This is a genomic window from Pandoraea sp. CB10b_02 (assembly GCF_002216225.1).
In the GTDB taxonomy this organism is placed as follows: domain Bacteria; phylum Pseudomonadota; class Gammaproteobacteria; order Burkholderiales; family Burkholderiaceae; genus Pandoraea; species Pandoraea nosoerga.
The window spans coordinates 269,860-285,245 of sequence record NZ_NJGW02000003.1 but is presented as its reverse complement, the minus strand read 5'-3'; the positions used below and the strand labels follow the sequence as shown (position 1 = coordinate 285,245).

The following is a 15,386-nucleotide window of genomic DNA, read 5'->3' as shown; positions in this document are numbered from 1 at the left end:
GTAGTTTCTGTGGCAAAGACTGTAACACAAGCCCAGTGCCGCCCGAGCGGCCGGCCGTCGCGCAAACAGACGGGGGATCGGGTGTCTGATCGCGCGCAGGTAAGCCTGTGAAAGCTCGCGAAAGCCGCCGGGCCACCGAAGGGGCGAGGGCGGATGAGGGTGGAGGAGCGTGGACGACGGCGGCCAACGCCGGCGCGAACGAACCTCCTCGCACGCCGCGCTTGCATGGCATGCCGGACCGCCGTCGTTCGCGCCGTCGTTCGCACCGTCGTTCGCACCGTCTGGCGCCGCAGGCCCTGGTGCCGCAGGCGCGTTCCGGCTTGGGTTTCGGTCTTGCCGACAGACATCGCGTCTCCTCATTCCCTGTGCTGACCGGAAGCCCGCCCGTGAGTTCACCCGAAGACCCCATCGACATCACGTCCTACTCGCGTTACGCCGCGCGCATGCTGGCGAGTCGCCCCGCGCTGGCCGAAGCGCTGCCGACACTGGCCGAGCATCCGGTGGACGCCCGCTGGCTCGCCCGCCGCTTCGAGGCCATCACCGGCGCCACGCTCACGGCGCTCATGCCGCCCACGCCGCCCACGTCACCTGAACAGCCCCCGGGCGTGCCGGGCCTGGACGAGGCCGGGCTGGCACGCGCGCTGCGCGTGTTGCGTGCCGAGGCGATCTGCACCGTCATGCAGCGCGATCTGGACGGACGCGCCGAACTCTCCGAAGTCACCGAGGCGATGACGGCGCTCGCCGAGTTTGCCGTGCGGGCGGGCATCGCGGTGCTCTCGCGCGAACTGGAGGCGATTCACGGCGTGCCGCGCAATGCCGAAGGCGAGCGGCAGACGCTGGGTGTGGTGGGCATGGGCAAGCTCGGCGGGCGCGAACTGAACGTCTCTTCGGACATCGATCTGATCTTCCTTTATGAAGACGACGGCGACACCTGCGCGCCGGACGGCGCCGATGCGGCCGAGGCGAGCCGGATTCGCCCGCTCTCCAATCACGAATTCTTCACGAAGCTCGGTCGCAAGCTGATTGGCCTGATTTCGGAGCTCACGCCCGACGGCTATGTGTTTCGGGTGGACATGCGTCTGCGCCCGAACGGCGATTCCGGCCCGCTCGTGTGCAGCCTGCCCATGCTCGAAGAGTACTTCTATGTGCAGGGGCGCGAGTGGGAGCGCTATGCGTGGATCAAGGGACGGCTGGTCTCGGAGGTGGCGAGCGAGCCGGGCAAGCGCATCGAGCGATTGCTGGCTTCGCTGGTGCAGCCGTTCGTCTTCCGTCGCTATCTCGATTACGGCGTGATCGGAGCAATTCGCGCGCTGCACGAGCAGATTCGCCATGAGGCCGAACGGCGGGCGCGTGCCAAGCCGGCGCGCATCAACGACATCAAGCTAGGCCGCGGAGGCATTCGCGAAGTCGAGTTCTCCGCGCAGGTGTTTCAGCTGATCCGGGGCGGGCAGGAGCCCGAGCTGCGTGTGCGGCCGACGCTCGCCGTGCTCGGCGTAGCGGCCCGGCGCGGCTGGCTCGCGCAGCACGTGGCGGATCAGTTAAGCCACGCCTACGTCTTTCTGCGCAAACTGGAGCACCGTATCCAGTATCTCGACGACGCGCAGACGCACATCCTGCCCGCGCCCGGCGACGACCGTCTCGCCGTGGCGCGTGCCATGGGCTTTGCGGACGAGGCGACGTTCATGACCGTGCTCGATGAGCACCGCGAGTTCGTGGCCGCGCAGTTCGATGAGATCTTCGCCGACAAGGCGAACGGCAACGGACAGAAGGGCGGCCGGGCGTCGACCGGCGCGGGCGATTGTGAGTGCCCGCCCGAATTGTGGAGCGAATGCCTCGCCGACGAGGCGCAGACCGGCGATCTGGGCAACCAGCTCACGCGCCTGGGCTTCACCGATGCCGAGGGTGCGCTCGAGCGGCTGCGCGCCGTGTGGACGTCCTCGCGCTACAAGGCGCTCGGCGAGCAGAGCCGGCGGCGTTTCGATCAGCTCGTGCAGCGCGCCGTGGAGGGCGCGGCGGGCACCGGCGAAGCGGACGCCGTGCTCGCGCGCATGCTCGATCTGCTCTCGAGCATCAGCCGTCGCAGCTCGTACCTCGCGCTGCTCACCGAATATCCGCGCGCACTCGAGCGCGTGGTCAAGGTACTGGCCGGCTCGCGCTGGGCGGCGGGCTACCTGATCAGCCACCCGCAACTGCTCGACGAATTGCTCGACGACGAAGCGCTCGCCGCGCCGTTCGACTGGCCGGCGTTCAAGACGCAACTGCTGCTGAGCCTGAACGCCGCCGGCGCGGCCGGCAACGTGGAAGTGCAGATGGACATCCTGCGTCGCGCTCACCACGCCGAAGTGTTCCGGATTCTGCTGCTCGATCTGCAGGGCGCGCTGTCGGTCGAAGCGATCGGCGACCGGCTCTCGGAGCTGGCCGACATCATCGTCGACGTGACCATCTCGACGGTGTGGCCGCACGTGGCGACGCGCCACCGTGAAGTGCCGCGCTTTTCCGTCATCGCTTACGGCAAGCTTGGCGGCAAGGAGCTCGGCTACGCGTCCGATCTGGATCTGATCTTCCTGTACGACGATGACGACGAGCGCGCGCCGGACGCCTACGCCGCACTCGCCCGCCGCTTCGTGACGTGGCTCACGACGCACACGGGCGCCGGCATGTTGTTCGACGTCGACCTTCGCTTGCGACCCAACGGCCTGTCGGGCCTGCTGGTGACGAACATCCAGAGTTTCCGTCAGTATCAGTTCCGCGAGGGCAATGCCAACACCGCGTGGGTGTGGGAGCATCAGGCGCTCACGCGCGCGCGTTTCTGCGCGGGGGACGAGGCCATCGGGGCGGCGTTCGAGAGCATTCGCGCGCAGGTGCTCGCCACGCCGCGCGAAGCGGGGCCGCTCGCGCAGGAAATCGTGGCGATGCGTCGCAAGGTGCTCGAGGGGCATCCGAATCCGACGGCGCTGTTCGACCTCAAGCACGATCGCGGCGGCATGGTCGACATCGAATTCACGGTGCAGTATCTGGTGCTGCTGCATTCGGGCGCGCACCCGGCGCTGCTCCGCAATGCGGGCAATATCGCGCTGTTGCGCGAAGCGGCGCAGTTGGGGCTCATCGACGCGAAGCTCGCCGAGGACGCCGCGGCCGCATATCGCACGTACCGCAAGCGTCAGCACAAGCTGCGGCTCGATGGGGTGGAGGCGGCGCGCGTGCCGGCCGATCAGGTCGCCGCCGAACGCGACGCGGTCGTCGCGCTATGGGATTCCGTGTTCGCGGACGCCGGGCCGGTGTAACGGCGGCCGCGGTTCAGAGCGCGAGCATCTCGCGCGCGTGCTTGCGCGTGGTCGCCGTGATTTCGACGCCGCCGAGCATGCGCGCGATCTCCTCGACGCGTTCCGTGCGACCGAGCGGCTCGATCTCGCTCATGGTCGTATCGCCGTCGCTGCGCTTCTTCACGCGCAGGTGCTGATGGCCCAGGGCCGCCACTTGCGGCAGGTGGGTCACGCACAGGACCTGCCGCCCCTGCCCCAACTCGCGCAGCAGGCGGCCCACGACCTCGGCAACCGCGCCGCCGATGCCGGAATCGACTTCGTCGAAAATCAGCGTCGGCGTGAGGCTGGCGCTGCTCGCGATCACCTGCAGCGCCAGACTGATGCGCGCGAGTTCGCCGCCGGAGGCCACCTTCGCCAGTGGCCGCGTCGGCACGCCGGGGTGGCCGGCGACGAGAAACTCGACCGTCTCCAGGCCGAAAGACTGCGCCTCGCCGGCCGGATGGAGGGCCACTTCGAAGCGGCCGCCCGGCATCGAGAGATCCTGCATCGCGCGCGTGACTTCGCGCGAGAGCGACGCCGCGGCCTGTGCGCGCGCCTTCGAGAGCGCCCCGGCGAGCTCGAGGTAGGCGGTGTGCGCGGCGTCGGCGGCGGCCTGCATTGCCGCCGTGTCCTGTGACGCCGTAAGTTCTTCGAGCTGCGCGCGCCGCTCAGCCAGTTCGGCCGGCAATTGCTCGGGCGTCACCCGGAACTTGCGCGCGGCCGAGTGCAGCGCATCGAGCCGCTGCTCGACCACGGCCAGACGCTCCGGGTCGAGGTCGATGCGTTGCGCATAGTGCGTGAGCGAATGCACGGCCTCGCGCAACTGAATTTCGGCGGGTTCGAGCGCGGCCAGCGCGTCGGCGAGTCCGGCGTCGATCTCCGCCAGCTCGCGAATCTGATGCACGACGTGGCCGAGCGACGGCACGATGGCGCCATCGGCCTCGGCGAGCGCGTCGAGCGCGCCCTGAACGCCGTTGATGAGGCTCGCGGCGTGGGACAGGCGGCGGTGCTCGGCGCTCACCTCGTCCCACTCGCCCTCCTGCGGCGCGAGCTTGTCGAGTTCGGCCGTCTGCCATTCGAGGCGCTCGCGCTCCAACTGCAGTTCGCGGTCGCGCCCGTGCGCCTGCTCGCAACGCTTGACCAGCCGGCGCCATTCCTTGTGCGCCGCGGCCGTGTCGGCCGCCAGTGTGGCCGCGCCGGCATGCGAGTCGAGCAGGCGGCGCTGCGCGTCGGGGCGTAGCAACTGCTGGTGAGCGTGCTGGCCGTGAATGTCGACCAGCATGTCGCCGAGCTCGCGCAGCTGCGCGAGCGTGGCCGGGGTACCGTTGATGAAGGCGCGCGAGCGGCCGCTGGCGTCGAGCACGCGGCGCAGCAGCACGCCGCCGTGCTCCTCGAGCGAGAGGGCTTGCGCCTGCAACCAGGCTTCGAGATCGGGACGGGCGGTGGCGTCGGCGGCGAATTCGGCGGTGATGTCGGCACGGGGCTGCCCCGTGCGCACCATGCTGGCGTCGCCGCGCTCACCCAGGGCCAGCGCGAGCGCGTCGATCAGGATCGACTTGCCCGCGCCGGTCTCGCCGGAAAACACGGTGAAGCCGGCGGAGAACTCCAGGTCGAGACGATCGACGATCACGAAATCGCGAATCGAGAGACTGCGTAGCATGAGGTGTCGAAGAAGGCGTGGGTCAGTTCTGCGGCGTATCTTCGTCGGAGATATGCTCGTTCCAGTGCAGCTTGCGGCGCAGCGTGGCGTAGTAGTTGTAGCCGACCGGATGCAGGAACGTTACCTGATGCTCGGAGCGGCTCACCAGGATCTGGTCGCCCTGACGCAATTCGGCAAACGACTGCATATCGAAATTGGCGCCGACCTCGCGCCCGCCCGTGATCGTGATGACGATGTCGCTGGAGTCGGGCAGCACGATCGGGCGGTTCGACAGCGCGTGCGGCGCGATCGGCACGAGCACCACGCCGCCCAGGCGCGGATGCAGGATCGGGCCGGTGGCCGAGAGTGCATAGGCGGTCGAGCCGGTCGGGGTGGCGACGATCAGGCCGTCCGAGCGCTGCTTGTACATGAAGCGGCCGTCGACGTCCACGCGCAGCTCGACCATGCCCGAGATGCCGGAACGGTTCACGACCACGTCGTTGAAGGCGAGGGTGTCGTAGAGCGTCTTGCCGTCGCGCTCGATGCGCGCGGCGAGCAGCGTGCGCTGCTCCGCTTCGAAATGCCCTTCGAGCATGGCCGGCACGACCTGACGCATGTCGTCGAGCGGAATATCGGTGATGAAGCCGACGCGCCCGTGGTTCACGCCGATGAGCGGCACCTTCGACGCGGCGAGCTGGCGGCCGACGCCGAGCATCGTGCCGTCGCCGCCCACCACCACGGCCACATCGGCGCTCGTGCCGATCTCGAGGATGTCGAGCGTGCCGTACCGGTCGGCGGCAGTGCCGATGTTGCGCGCGGTATCGCGCTCGAACACCACGTGATGCCCGCGCTGGGCAATGCATGCCGCCAGCGTGAGCAATGGCTCGGCAACACCGTCGGCATGGTATTTCCCGACGAGCGCTACGGTCTTGAAAGGGCTCCCTGTTTTCATGCCGCCATTACACCATAAGTCGATGACAGCAACCATTGGCAAGCGCGCCACACCGAGGGCCCGGTTCCGGGGGTGACGCACGCCGCGTATGCATATTTCGCGTTACAATTTTTGCCATGCTAGATCAACGTGCGCAAACCCTCCTCAAGACCCTGATCGAACGGTACATCGAAGATGGCCAACCGGTCGGCTCGCGCACGCTTTCTCGCTACTCGGGACTCGACCTGTCGCCGGCCACGATCCGCAACGTGATGGTCGACCTGGAGGCGCTCGGTTTCGTGTCGAGCCCCCATACATCGGCCGGGCGCGTGCCCACGCCGCGAGCCTACCGGCTGTTCGTCGACACCATGCTCACGGTGCGCCCGCTCGAGGAAGCCGTGCATCAGCTCGCGTCGCAGGTGCAGAACCGCCTGCAGCCGGCCGGCCCCCAGCAACTGGTCGCTTCGGCCGCGCAGGTGCTCTCGAACCTGTCCCAGTTCGCGGGCGTGGTGCTTACGCCGCGCCGCAGCCAGACCTTCCGGCAAATCGAATTCCTGCGCCTGTCCGACAAGCGGGTGCTGCTGATCATCGTCACGCCCGAAGGCGACGTGCAGAACCGCATCATCCTGACCGAGAAGGACTATTCGCCGGCACAACTGGTCGAGGCGGCGAACTACCTGAACGCCCACTTCGGCGGCCACAGTTTCGACGATGTGCGCGCTTACTTGCGCGGCGAGCTTGACGCCTTGCGCTCTGACATGAGCGCGCTCATGCAGGCCGCCGTCGAGGCAGGCTCCGACGCCATGGCCGACACCACGCGCGAGAGCGTGCTCATCTCGGGCGAGCGCAACCTGCTCGGCGTGGAGGACCTGTCGTCGAACATGGAGCGGCTGCGCAAGCTTTTCGACGTCTTCGAGTCCAAAACGAGCCTGTTGCAGTTGCTCGACGTCTCGAGCCGTGCGCAAGGCGTGCAGATCTTCATTGGCGGCGAATCGAGCCTGGTGCCGATCGAGGAGATGACGGTCATCACCGCGCCCTACGAAGTCGACGGCGAAGTCGTCGGCACGCTCGGCGTGATCGGTCCGACGCGCATGGCTTACGAGCGCGTGATTCCCATCGTCGACATCACCGCCAAGCTGCTGTCGAACGCGCTCAGCCAGCATTGAGACGCCGCGCCCGGCGGCTCCCTTCCGGTTACATCCCCGTAGCATTCCCTTACACGCTGTCACATACGGCGGGCTTAGGCTCGAAGTGTCACTCGTGGTGAGCTGAAGCGGGGCGCGAAGCGGTGTTCCGAGACCGGCGTTCCTGGCGGCACCCCGACGGCGGCCGACGCGATGGCGGCCGCCGAAAGATTCGGACAGAGCGACGAGATGGCGCGCCCGCCAACGCATGCCGCGTTCGGCGTCATGGGTGTGATCGATGTGATGGCCCGGAGTGGCCCGGAGTCTTTATGAAACCCCTCATTTCCTGGCGGACGGTGGTTCGCTATCTCGGCGTCGGGCTCGCGTTGGGAGCCCTGGGCGCGGCCGGCGTTCCGGCGCTCGCACAGGCACAGAGCGCGGACCCGCCGAGCCGGGTCGCGCGTCTGAACGAGTTTGCCGGCACCGTGACCTACGCCCCGGCCGGCACCAACGATTGGCGTTATGCCGATCGCAACCGGCCGCTCACCACGGGCGACGCCGTGTGGGTCGAGCGCAACAGCCGCGCGGAAATGCACGTGGGCGGCACGGCCGTGCGCATGGGGCCCGCCACCAGCGTCGCGCTCTCGGCCGTCACCGACGAGAATGTGCAACTGAACGTAACGCAGGGCACCCTTGGCGTTCGCCTGCGCAGCTATGACCCGAACCAGCCCTACGAGATCGATACGCCGAATCTGGCGTTCGTGCCGCAGCAGGCCGGGGAATACCGCGTGGACGTCGACCCGAATGGCGTGACCACGGTCAGCGTCTGGCGCGGAGCGGGCACGGCGTATGGGCAGGGCGCGTCGGTGCCGCTGCAGCAGGGGCAGCGCGTGGCCTTCGTCGGGCAGAACCTCACGCAGCAACCGAGCGGGCCGCTCGTTGCCGACACGTTCGATCAGTGGATGCGCGAGCGCGATGCCCGGGAGGACGCATCCGTGTCCGCGCGCTACGTGCCGCGGGACATGACGGGCTTCGAAAGCCTGGACGACTACGGCCAATGGCAGGAGACGCCGACCTACGGCGCCGTGTGGGTGCCTTCCAACGTACCCTCGGGCTGGGCGCCGTATCGGACGGGACACTGGGTCTGGGTCGACCCGTGGGGCTGGACGTGGATCGACGACGCACCCTGGGGCTTCGCGCCGTATCACTACGGCCGCTGGGCATATGTCGACGCGCGCTGGTGCTGGGTGCCGGGGCCGGCCGCCGTGCGACCCGTGTACGCGCCGGCGCTGGTCGGCTGGGTTGGCGGCAGCAGCGGCGGCAATGCGTGGGGCGTGGCGTTTGCGGCGGGCGGCGTGGGCCTCGCCTGGTTCGCGCTGGGTCCGCACGACCCGTATCGTCCGGCCTATCACGCGAGCTCGGCGTACATCACCAACATCAATCGCTCCGCGATCGTCAAGACGACCAACATTACCAACATCAACGTCAATAACGTGTACGTGAACCGGAACGTTCGCGGCGCCGTGTCGACGCTGCCGGCGCAGGCGTTCGTGCAGGGGCGTCCGGTGGGGGCGCCCGCGGCGTTGGCCGCACCGCGTCAGGGACAGGGCTGGCGCGTGGGCAACACGCCGGGCGTGGCGCCTGTGCAGCAGAGCCTCGTCGGCAGCAGTCGTCCCGCGACGGGCGCGCCGCCGGCCGGGGTGTTCAACCGCCAGGTGCTCGCCACGCGCGCGCCGGCCGTTCGCGCGATGACGTCGCGCGAATTGACGAGCAACCTGCATCCCGTGCCCAACGCCGGCGGGACGCCGCTGGCATTCGGCGCGAACGGGCGGCAGGGACGGGACAATCCGGCCGGTCGGGCCAATGCCGCCAACGGCACCGTGCCAGCCCGCGTGCAACCTCGCGTGATGGTCGTCAGTACTCGCACGCCGGTGGGCGCGCCGATCAGCGGTGATGGTGAGAACCGCGCCACGGAACCCGCCCGGGCTGCCCGAGGGGCGACGGGGGCAGCGTCGGCGCAAGGCGGTCTGCCGCCAACGGGCGCGGCGCCGTCCGCGCACGGCGTGCCGCAGGCGCCCCAGCCGGGACGTAGCGTGCCGCATCCGCCGGCCGCCGCGACGCCGGCGCAGCCCTCGTCGACGATGCAGTCTCCGGCACGAGGCGAGGCGCCGCAAGGCCTGATGCAACCGGGCCACGACGCCGCGCAGCGCGACATGCAGATGCGCCGCCGGGCGCCGCAATCTCCGGAATCACCGCAATCGCCGCAGTCTCCGGGCGCCGCGCGTTCGGCGCGTCAGGTGCCGAACGCCCCCAACACGCCGAACGAAGGCGAGCCGGCGCGCCGGGCGCAGCAGTGGCAGACTCGCCCCGAGCCGTCCGTGCCACAGGGGCAGTCGGCGGCGCCGGTACGCCCGCGACCGCAGTACGAGCGAGCGCCAGTACACCCGGAGTCCGGTCCGCAGTCTCGTCCCGAGCGTCGTCCGGAAACCCCGCCCATGCCAAGTCCGCAGCCGCAGACCGAGCGCGCGCAGTCGCGCCCGGCGTTGCCGGCTGCGCCGCAAGCACGTCCGCAACCTCATCCGGAACCGCAGCCCGCGCCGCAAGCGCGTCCGCAGCCACAGCCCGAACGTCCGCAGGCTGCACCGCATCCCCAGCCGCAGGAACGCCCGCATCCCCAGCCGGCGCCGCGCGAGAACCGTCAGAACCATACTGAGGGCTCGCGGGCACCGGCGCACGACGAGCGCTCGTCCGTCGCCCATCGCCCGTCGCACGAAGGCGTTCCCCCACGCGGCTGACATCCCGCCGCGAAGGCCGGCCTCCCTGCGGCCTCACTGCCTCGCTGCGCCGCTGCCCCGCCGCCTCGCGTCGCGGGTGGGCGTGCGAGCGAGGGGGCCCGCCGTGGCGCGAACATTCGCGCCACCGTGCCACCGTGCCGTCGCTGCGCCTCCGGAAGCGCGCCGGGTTTGCGGTAAAGTACGTTTCATGCGCTTCGATCCCGAACCCATTTCGCATGGCCAGACCGGCAAGACTGCCGTTCTGCTGATCAACCTCGGCACGCCCGATGAGCCACGCCCCGCGGCGGTGCGCCGCTACCTGCGCGAATTCCTGTCGGACCCGCGCGTCGTGGAGATCCCGCCATGGGTGTGGCAACCGCTGCTGCGTCTGGTGATCCTGCCGTTGCGCTCGCGCCAGTCCGCACAGAAGTATGCGACGGTGTGGACGCGCGAAGGCTCGCCGCTCAAGGTCAACACCGAATACCAGACGAACGCGCTGCGCGCACTGTTGCACGCGAACGACTACGACGTCGTGGTGGACTACGCCATGCGCTACGGCAACCCGTCGATTCCCGACCGGATCCGCGCGCTGCGTCAGAGCGGCGTGGAGCGAATCCTCGTCCTGCCGCTTTATCCGCAGTACTCGAGCAGTACGACGGCCACCGCCTGTGACACCGTTTTCCGCGTGCTCGGCCGATTGCGCAACCAGCCGGACGTGCGCACGGTGCGCGACTACCACGACCATCCCGCTTATATCGAGGCGCTGCGCCAGCAAGTCGAGGGCTATTGGCAGCAGCACGGCCGGCCCGACTTCGCGGCGGGCGAGCGCCTGTTGCTGAGCTTTCACGGCGTGCCGCGCCGCACACTGGACCTGGGCGACCCCTATCACGACCAGTGCGTGCGCACGGCGCGTTTGCTGGGCGCCGCGCTCGGGCTGGACGAGACGACTTGCCGGCTCACCTTCCAGTCGCGCTTTGGCAAGGCCGAATGGCTTCAGCCGTACACCGCGCCCACGCTCGAAGAATTGGGCCGGGGCGGCACGCCGCGCGTGGACGTGTTCTGCCCGGGCTTCACGTCGGACTGCCTCGAGACCCTCGAGGAAATCAACATGGAAGGCCGTCACGCCTATCTGTCCGCGGGCGGCAAGGCGTTCCACTTCATTGCCTGCCTAAACGGCGCGAGCGCCTGGATCACCGCGCTCGGCGAGATCGCGGCGCGCCACCTGCAGGGCTGGCCGGTGCTCTCGCCCGAAGGGACGGCCGAAGCCGCGGCCGCTGCGGCTGCCTCGACACGTCAGCGTCAGGCGGCGGCCGTGGCTGCCTTCGACGAAGCGGCCGCCGCCGCGGCCTCGGCGGCCCAGGCCCACCCAGGAGCCGGCGCATGACGATCAAGATAGACGATTCGCCGCAGGCCGCCACGCGCATCGACAAATGGCTGTGGGCGGCGCGCTTTTTCAAGACGCGCTCGCTCGCCACGCAGGCCGTCGACCGTGGCCGCGTGCTGTGCAACGATGCGCGCATCAAGCCCGCGCGCGACGTGCATCCGGGCGATCTCCTGTTAGTGGACAACGGCAGCACACGGTGGGAAGTGCGCGTGAAGGCCATTGCGGAGGTGCGAGGCCCGGCGTCGGTCGCGCAGTCGCTCTACGAGGAGACGCAGGCGAGCGTTCGCGCGCGCGCCGAGGAAAGCGAGCGCCGGCGCCTCTTCCAGGAACCGGCCGCGCAGATGCACGGCCGCCCGACCAAACGGGATCGCCGCCGCCTGGGCGGTCTCGGCGAATAGCCGCCCGCACCCTTCTCCGGTTTTCTTCGGCCTTCCGCCTTTTCCTGCTTTCTTCTGCTTTTTTCTACCTTGTCCTGCCCTTTCCTGCCTTTTTTGTCTTCTCCAGTTTTTCGTGGCCAAAATGGACGCCGCCGCCGGGCCGAGGCGCGGCGGCGGGCGTATGAGGGCGCGCAAACAACACGCCTCGCGAAGACGAGACGGCCGGGACGCCTGCACGGGGTGGCAAGCGGCGTAGTCCCGGGGCGATCAGTGCGAGGGAATTCCGGAATTGGACGAGTGCGACGGCATGCCCGGCATTTCGACGAAATGATGCAGCACCGCGCGCACGCCACCATATTCGGTGTCGCGCCGGGTGACTGCGCCAGACAGGCAGATCGTAATCGTCACCGTCGTCACCAACGCAAGGATGAAGACAACAGCCAATGGCAGCTTCATGATGCGCTCCTGAAAAACGCTGCGTCGGACAGGGCGACGTTCGGCGCAGCGGCCGGGTCCGGCGCGGCACACCATCGACCGGACCGTAATTCATGTTAGGTCGCAGCAACGGCCGATACAATAGAGGACTCGTAACGCGTGTAACCGGATATTTGCCGGTCTGCCGCGCGCACCGGTCTGGCGCACGAAATGCCCGCCAGCTCTTGAAATCGGTGTGGACGCCCCTACTATCCAAAGGGATTTGAACCGGTGGCGCATCGTCTTGGTGCGCCGCAAGAACCTTTTGACGACTCAAGCTCATGACTGAACAGCAAAACACCCCCGATCAGCCGATTCCGTCCCAGGCCGACACGGCCCCGAACGATGCTGCGGGCGCGAACGACGCGCTGCCCTCGGTCGAGGCTCAACTGCTGGCGGCACAGGCCGAAGCGGCGGATTTCCGCGACCAGTTGCTGCGTGCACGTGCCGAAGTGGAAAACGTTCGCCGCCGGGCGGAAGAAGATGTGGCCAAAGCGCGCAAGTTCGCCGTCGAGAGCTTCGCCGAAGGCCTGCTGCCGGTGATGGACAGCCTGGAGGCGGCCGCGGCCGACAAGAGCGGCGACGTCGCCAAGCTCCAGGAAGGCGTGGAGCTCACGCTGCGCCAACTGGTGCAGGCGCTCGAGCGCGGCAAGGTGAAGGTCATCGACCCGGCCGGCGCGAAGTTCGACCCGCATCAACATCAGGCCATTTCGATGGTGCCGGCCGACCAGGAGCCGAACACCGTCGTTACCGTACTGCAAAAGGGTTATCTGATTGCCGATCGCGTGCTGCGCCCGGCGCTCGTGACCGTCGCCGCCGCCAAGTAAGCCGGGTGCCATTGGCGGCGAAGGCCGCAGGTCACGGCATGACATGATGGGAAGGTATGCGGCAAGTGCAGGACCCAACACAGGAGCGAACGATGGCAGCCGATCTTCCGGGAATGGCGGGCGTGGACGGCACGGCATTCGAGGCGTTTTCGATGCGCGAGCTCACGCTGGCCACGTTCGACGAGCGGCTGCGCGAGGCGGGCGACGCGCTCGCCGTCGTGTTTTTCTGGGGCGTCGACTGCTTCAACTGCGAAGTCGCTAAGAAGACCATGCTCGCGCAGCGCGAAGCCATCCAGTCGCTCGACCTGCGTTGGTTCCATGCCAACGTGTACGCCGACATGGCGCTGGGCAAGCGCTTCGGCCTGCATGGCGTGCCCACCTTCGTCTTTTTCCACAGGGGGAAGACGCTGGGCCGGGCGACCGGCTGGCACGGCCTGCCCCAGTTCCGGCTGGCGGTGGCCGCCGCCCGTGAGAAGATCGCGGCGGCACAAGCGAAAACCGGGTTGCAGAAAGGGTCTTGAAATGCACCGCGCTGCACCCATATGTCGTGCAGATCAACGAATTGACCGGGCTTCGGGCCCGACAGAAAGACGCAAAGGACGCTAGGAGAAATTCATATGGGCAAAATCATCGGTATTGACTTGGGCACCACCAACTCGTGCGTTGCCGTGATGGAAGGCAACCAGGTCAAGATCATCGAAAACGCGGAAGGGGCCCGCACCACCCCCTCGATCATCGCCTACATGGACGACGGCGAGATTCTCGTCGGCGCGCCGGCCAAGCGTCAGGCGGTGACCAATCCGAAAAACACGCTGTACGCCGTCAAGCGCCTGATCGGTCGTCGTTTCGACGAGAAGGAAGTGCAGAAGGACATCGGCCTGATGCCGTACAAGATCATCAAGGCCGACAACGGCGACGCCTGGGTGGAAGCGCGCGACCAGAAGCTGGCCCCGCCGCAGATTTCCGCCGAAGTGCTGCGCAAGATGAAGAAGACCGCCGAGGACTACCTGGGCGAGCCGGTCACGGAAGCCGTGATCACGGTGCCGGCCTACTTCAACGACAGCCAGCGCCAGGCCACGAAGGACGCCGGCCGCATCGCCGGTCTGGAAGTCAAGCGCATCATCAACGAGCCGACCGCCGCCGCACTGGCCTTCGGTCTGGACAAGAAGGAAGGCGGCGACCGCAAGATCGCGGTGTATGACCTGGGTGGCGGCACGTTCGACATCTCGATCATCGAAATCGCGGATGTGGACGGCGAACACCAGTTCGAAGTGCTCTCGACCAACGGCGACACGTTCCTGGGCGGGGAAGACTTCGACCAGCGCATCATCGACTACATCATCGCCGAGTTCAAGAAGGAACAGGGCGTCGACCTGTCGAAGGACGTGCTCGCGCTGCAGCGCCTGAAGGAAGCTGCCGAAAAGGCGAAGATCGAGCTGTCGTCGAGCCAGCAGACCGAAATCAACCTGCCGTACATCACGGCCGATGCCTCGGGTCCGAAGCACCTGAACCTGAAGATCACGCGCGCGAAGCTCGAAGCACTGGTCGAGGACCTGATCGAGCGCACGATCGAGCCCTGCCGTCTGGCCATCAAGGACGCCGGCGTGAAGGTGAGCGACATCGACGACGTGATTCTCGTCGGCGGCATGACGCGCATGCCGAAGGTGCAGGACAAGGTCAAGGAGTTCTTTGGCAAGGATCCGCGCAAGGACGTGAATCCGGACGAAGCCGTGGCTGCCGGTGCCTCGATTCAGGGCTCGGTGCTCTCGGGCGACCGCAAGGACGTGCTGCTGCTCGACGTGACCCCGCTCTCGCTCGGTATCGAAACGCTGGGCGGCGTGATGACGAAGATGATCACGAAGAACACCACGATCCCGACGAAGCACTCGCAAGTGTTCTCGACGGCCGACGACAACCAGCCGGCCGTGACGATCAAGGTGTATCAGGGTGAGCGCGAGATGGCCGCCGGCAACAAGCTGCTTGGCGAGTTCAACCTCGAGGGCATTCCGCCGGCAGCTCGCGGCACGCCGCAGATCGAAGTGACCTTCGACATCGACGCCAACGGCATTCTGCACGTGGGCGCGAAGGACAAGGCGACGGGCAAGGAAAACAAGATCACCATCAAGGCGAACTCGGGCCTGTCGGACGCCGAGATCGAGAAGATGGTGAAGGACGCCGAACTCAACGCCGAGGAAGACAAGAAGGCACGCGAGCTGGCCGACGCCCGCAACCAGGGCGACGCACTCGTGCACAGCACCCGCAAGGCGCTGACCGAGTACGGCGACAAGATCGAGGCCTCGGAGAAGGAAGCCATCGAATCGGCCATCACGGCGCTCGAAGGCGCCCTGCGCGGCTCGGACAAGGCGGACATCGACGCCAAGGTCGAAGCGCTGGGTACGGCAAGCCAGAAGCTCGGCGAGAAGATGTATGCCGACATGCAGGCACAGGCGGGTGCCGGCGCCGCGGGCGCCGAACAGGCCAAGCCGCATGACGACAACGTCGTCGACGCCGAGGTGAAGGACGTCACCGACAAGAAGTAAAGCGTGCGTGGCGC

The 15,386-nt window shown here is 67.8% G+C and carries 11 protein-coding genes; 8 read left to right on the top strand and 3 right to left on the bottom strand.

What is annotated here, in order from left to right:
* Positions 1-386 precede the first annotated feature (386 nt).
* Positions 387-3,284: a bifunctional [glutamate--ammonia ligase]-adenylyl-L-tyrosine phosphorylase/[glutamate--ammonia-ligase] adenylyltransferase gene (gene glnE, locus CDN36_RS04755; protein WP_287496106.1), complete on the top strand. Its 2,898-nt coding sequence runs from the start codon at positions 387-389 to the stop codon at positions 3,282-3,284.
* Between the two features lie 13 nt (positions 3,285-3,297).
* Here glnE and recN read toward each other — a convergent pair whose 3' ends face one another.
* Positions 3,298-4,962 carry a DNA repair protein RecN gene (gene recN / locus CDN36_RS04750; RefSeq protein ID WP_150556671.1) on the bottom strand — a complete coding sequence of 555 codons (1,665 nt, stop codon included), beginning with the start codon at positions 4,960-4,962 and terminating at the stop codon, positions 3,298-3,300.
* A gap of 22 nt (positions 4,963-4,984) precedes the next feature.
* Complete coding sequence (locus CDN36_RS04745; RefSeq protein WP_502920334.1) at positions 4,985-5,893, bottom strand: NAD kinase; 909 nt, start codon at positions 5,891-5,893, stop codon at positions 4,985-4,987.
* Positions 5,894-6,009: 116 nt separating this feature from the next.
* Here CDN36_RS04745 and hrcA point away from each other — a divergent pair, with 116 nt between their 5' ends.
* The 4 genes from hrcA (at position 6,010) to CDN36_RS04725 (ending at position 11,552) form a co-directional block, all read left to right on the top strand.
* Positions 6,010-7,038 (top strand): heat-inducible transcriptional repressor HrcA, encoded by a 1,029-nt coding sequence (gene hrcA, locus CDN36_RS04740; RefSeq protein ID WP_150556673.1) that lies wholly within the window; start codon positions 6,010-6,012, stop codon positions 7,036-7,038.
* 287 nt (positions 7,039-7,325) lie between these two features.
* A complete protein-coding gene (locus tag CDN36_RS04735; RefSeq protein WP_287496104.1) occupies positions 7,326-9,791 on the top strand; it encodes a DUF6600 domain-containing protein in 2,466 nt (821 codons plus the stop codon).
* A gap of 187 nt (positions 9,792-9,978) precedes the next feature.
* A complete protein-coding gene (hemH, locus tag CDN36_RS04730) occupies positions 9,979-11,154 on the top strand; it encodes a ferrochelatase (protein ID WP_150556674.1) in 1,176 nt (391 codons plus the stop codon).
* Between the two features lie 2 nt (positions 11,155-11,156).
* Positions 11,157-11,552: an RNA-binding S4 domain-containing protein gene (locus tag CDN36_RS04725; RefSeq protein ID WP_502920337.1), complete on the top strand. Its 396-nt coding sequence runs from the start codon at positions 11,157-11,159 to the stop codon at positions 11,550-11,552.
* Positions 11,553-11,798: 246 nt separating this feature from the next.
* On the opposite strand, the gene CDN36_RS04720 is transcribed toward CDN36_RS04725, so the two are convergent.
* Positions 11,799-11,987: a hypothetical protein gene (locus tag CDN36_RS04720; RefSeq protein ID WP_241013900.1), complete on the bottom strand. Its 189-nt coding sequence runs from the start codon at positions 11,985-11,987 to the stop codon at positions 11,799-11,801.
* Between the two features lie 299 nt (positions 11,988-12,286).
* Here CDN36_RS04720 and grpE point away from each other — a divergent pair, with 299 nt between their 5' ends.
* The 3 genes from grpE (at position 12,287) to dnaK (ending at position 15,372) form a co-directional block, all read left to right on the top strand.
* Positions 12,287-12,832 carry a nucleotide exchange factor GrpE gene (gene grpE / locus CDN36_RS04715; RefSeq protein ID WP_150556676.1) on the top strand — a complete coding sequence of 182 codons (546 nt, stop codon included), beginning with the start codon at positions 12,287-12,289 and terminating at the stop codon, positions 12,830-12,832.
* 92 nt (positions 12,833-12,924) lie between these two features.
* Positions 12,925-13,353: a thioredoxin family protein gene (locus CDN36_RS04710; protein ID WP_287496102.1), complete on the top strand. Its 429-nt coding sequence runs from the start codon at positions 12,925-12,927 to the stop codon at positions 13,351-13,353.
* 96 nt (positions 13,354-13,449) lie between these two features.
* On the top strand, positions 13,450-15,372 hold the full coding sequence (gene dnaK / locus CDN36_RS04705; protein WP_150556677.1) for a molecular chaperone DnaK: 1,923 nt from the start codon (positions 13,450-13,452) through the stop codon (positions 15,370-15,372).
* Positions 15,373-15,386: the final 14 nt, after the last annotated feature.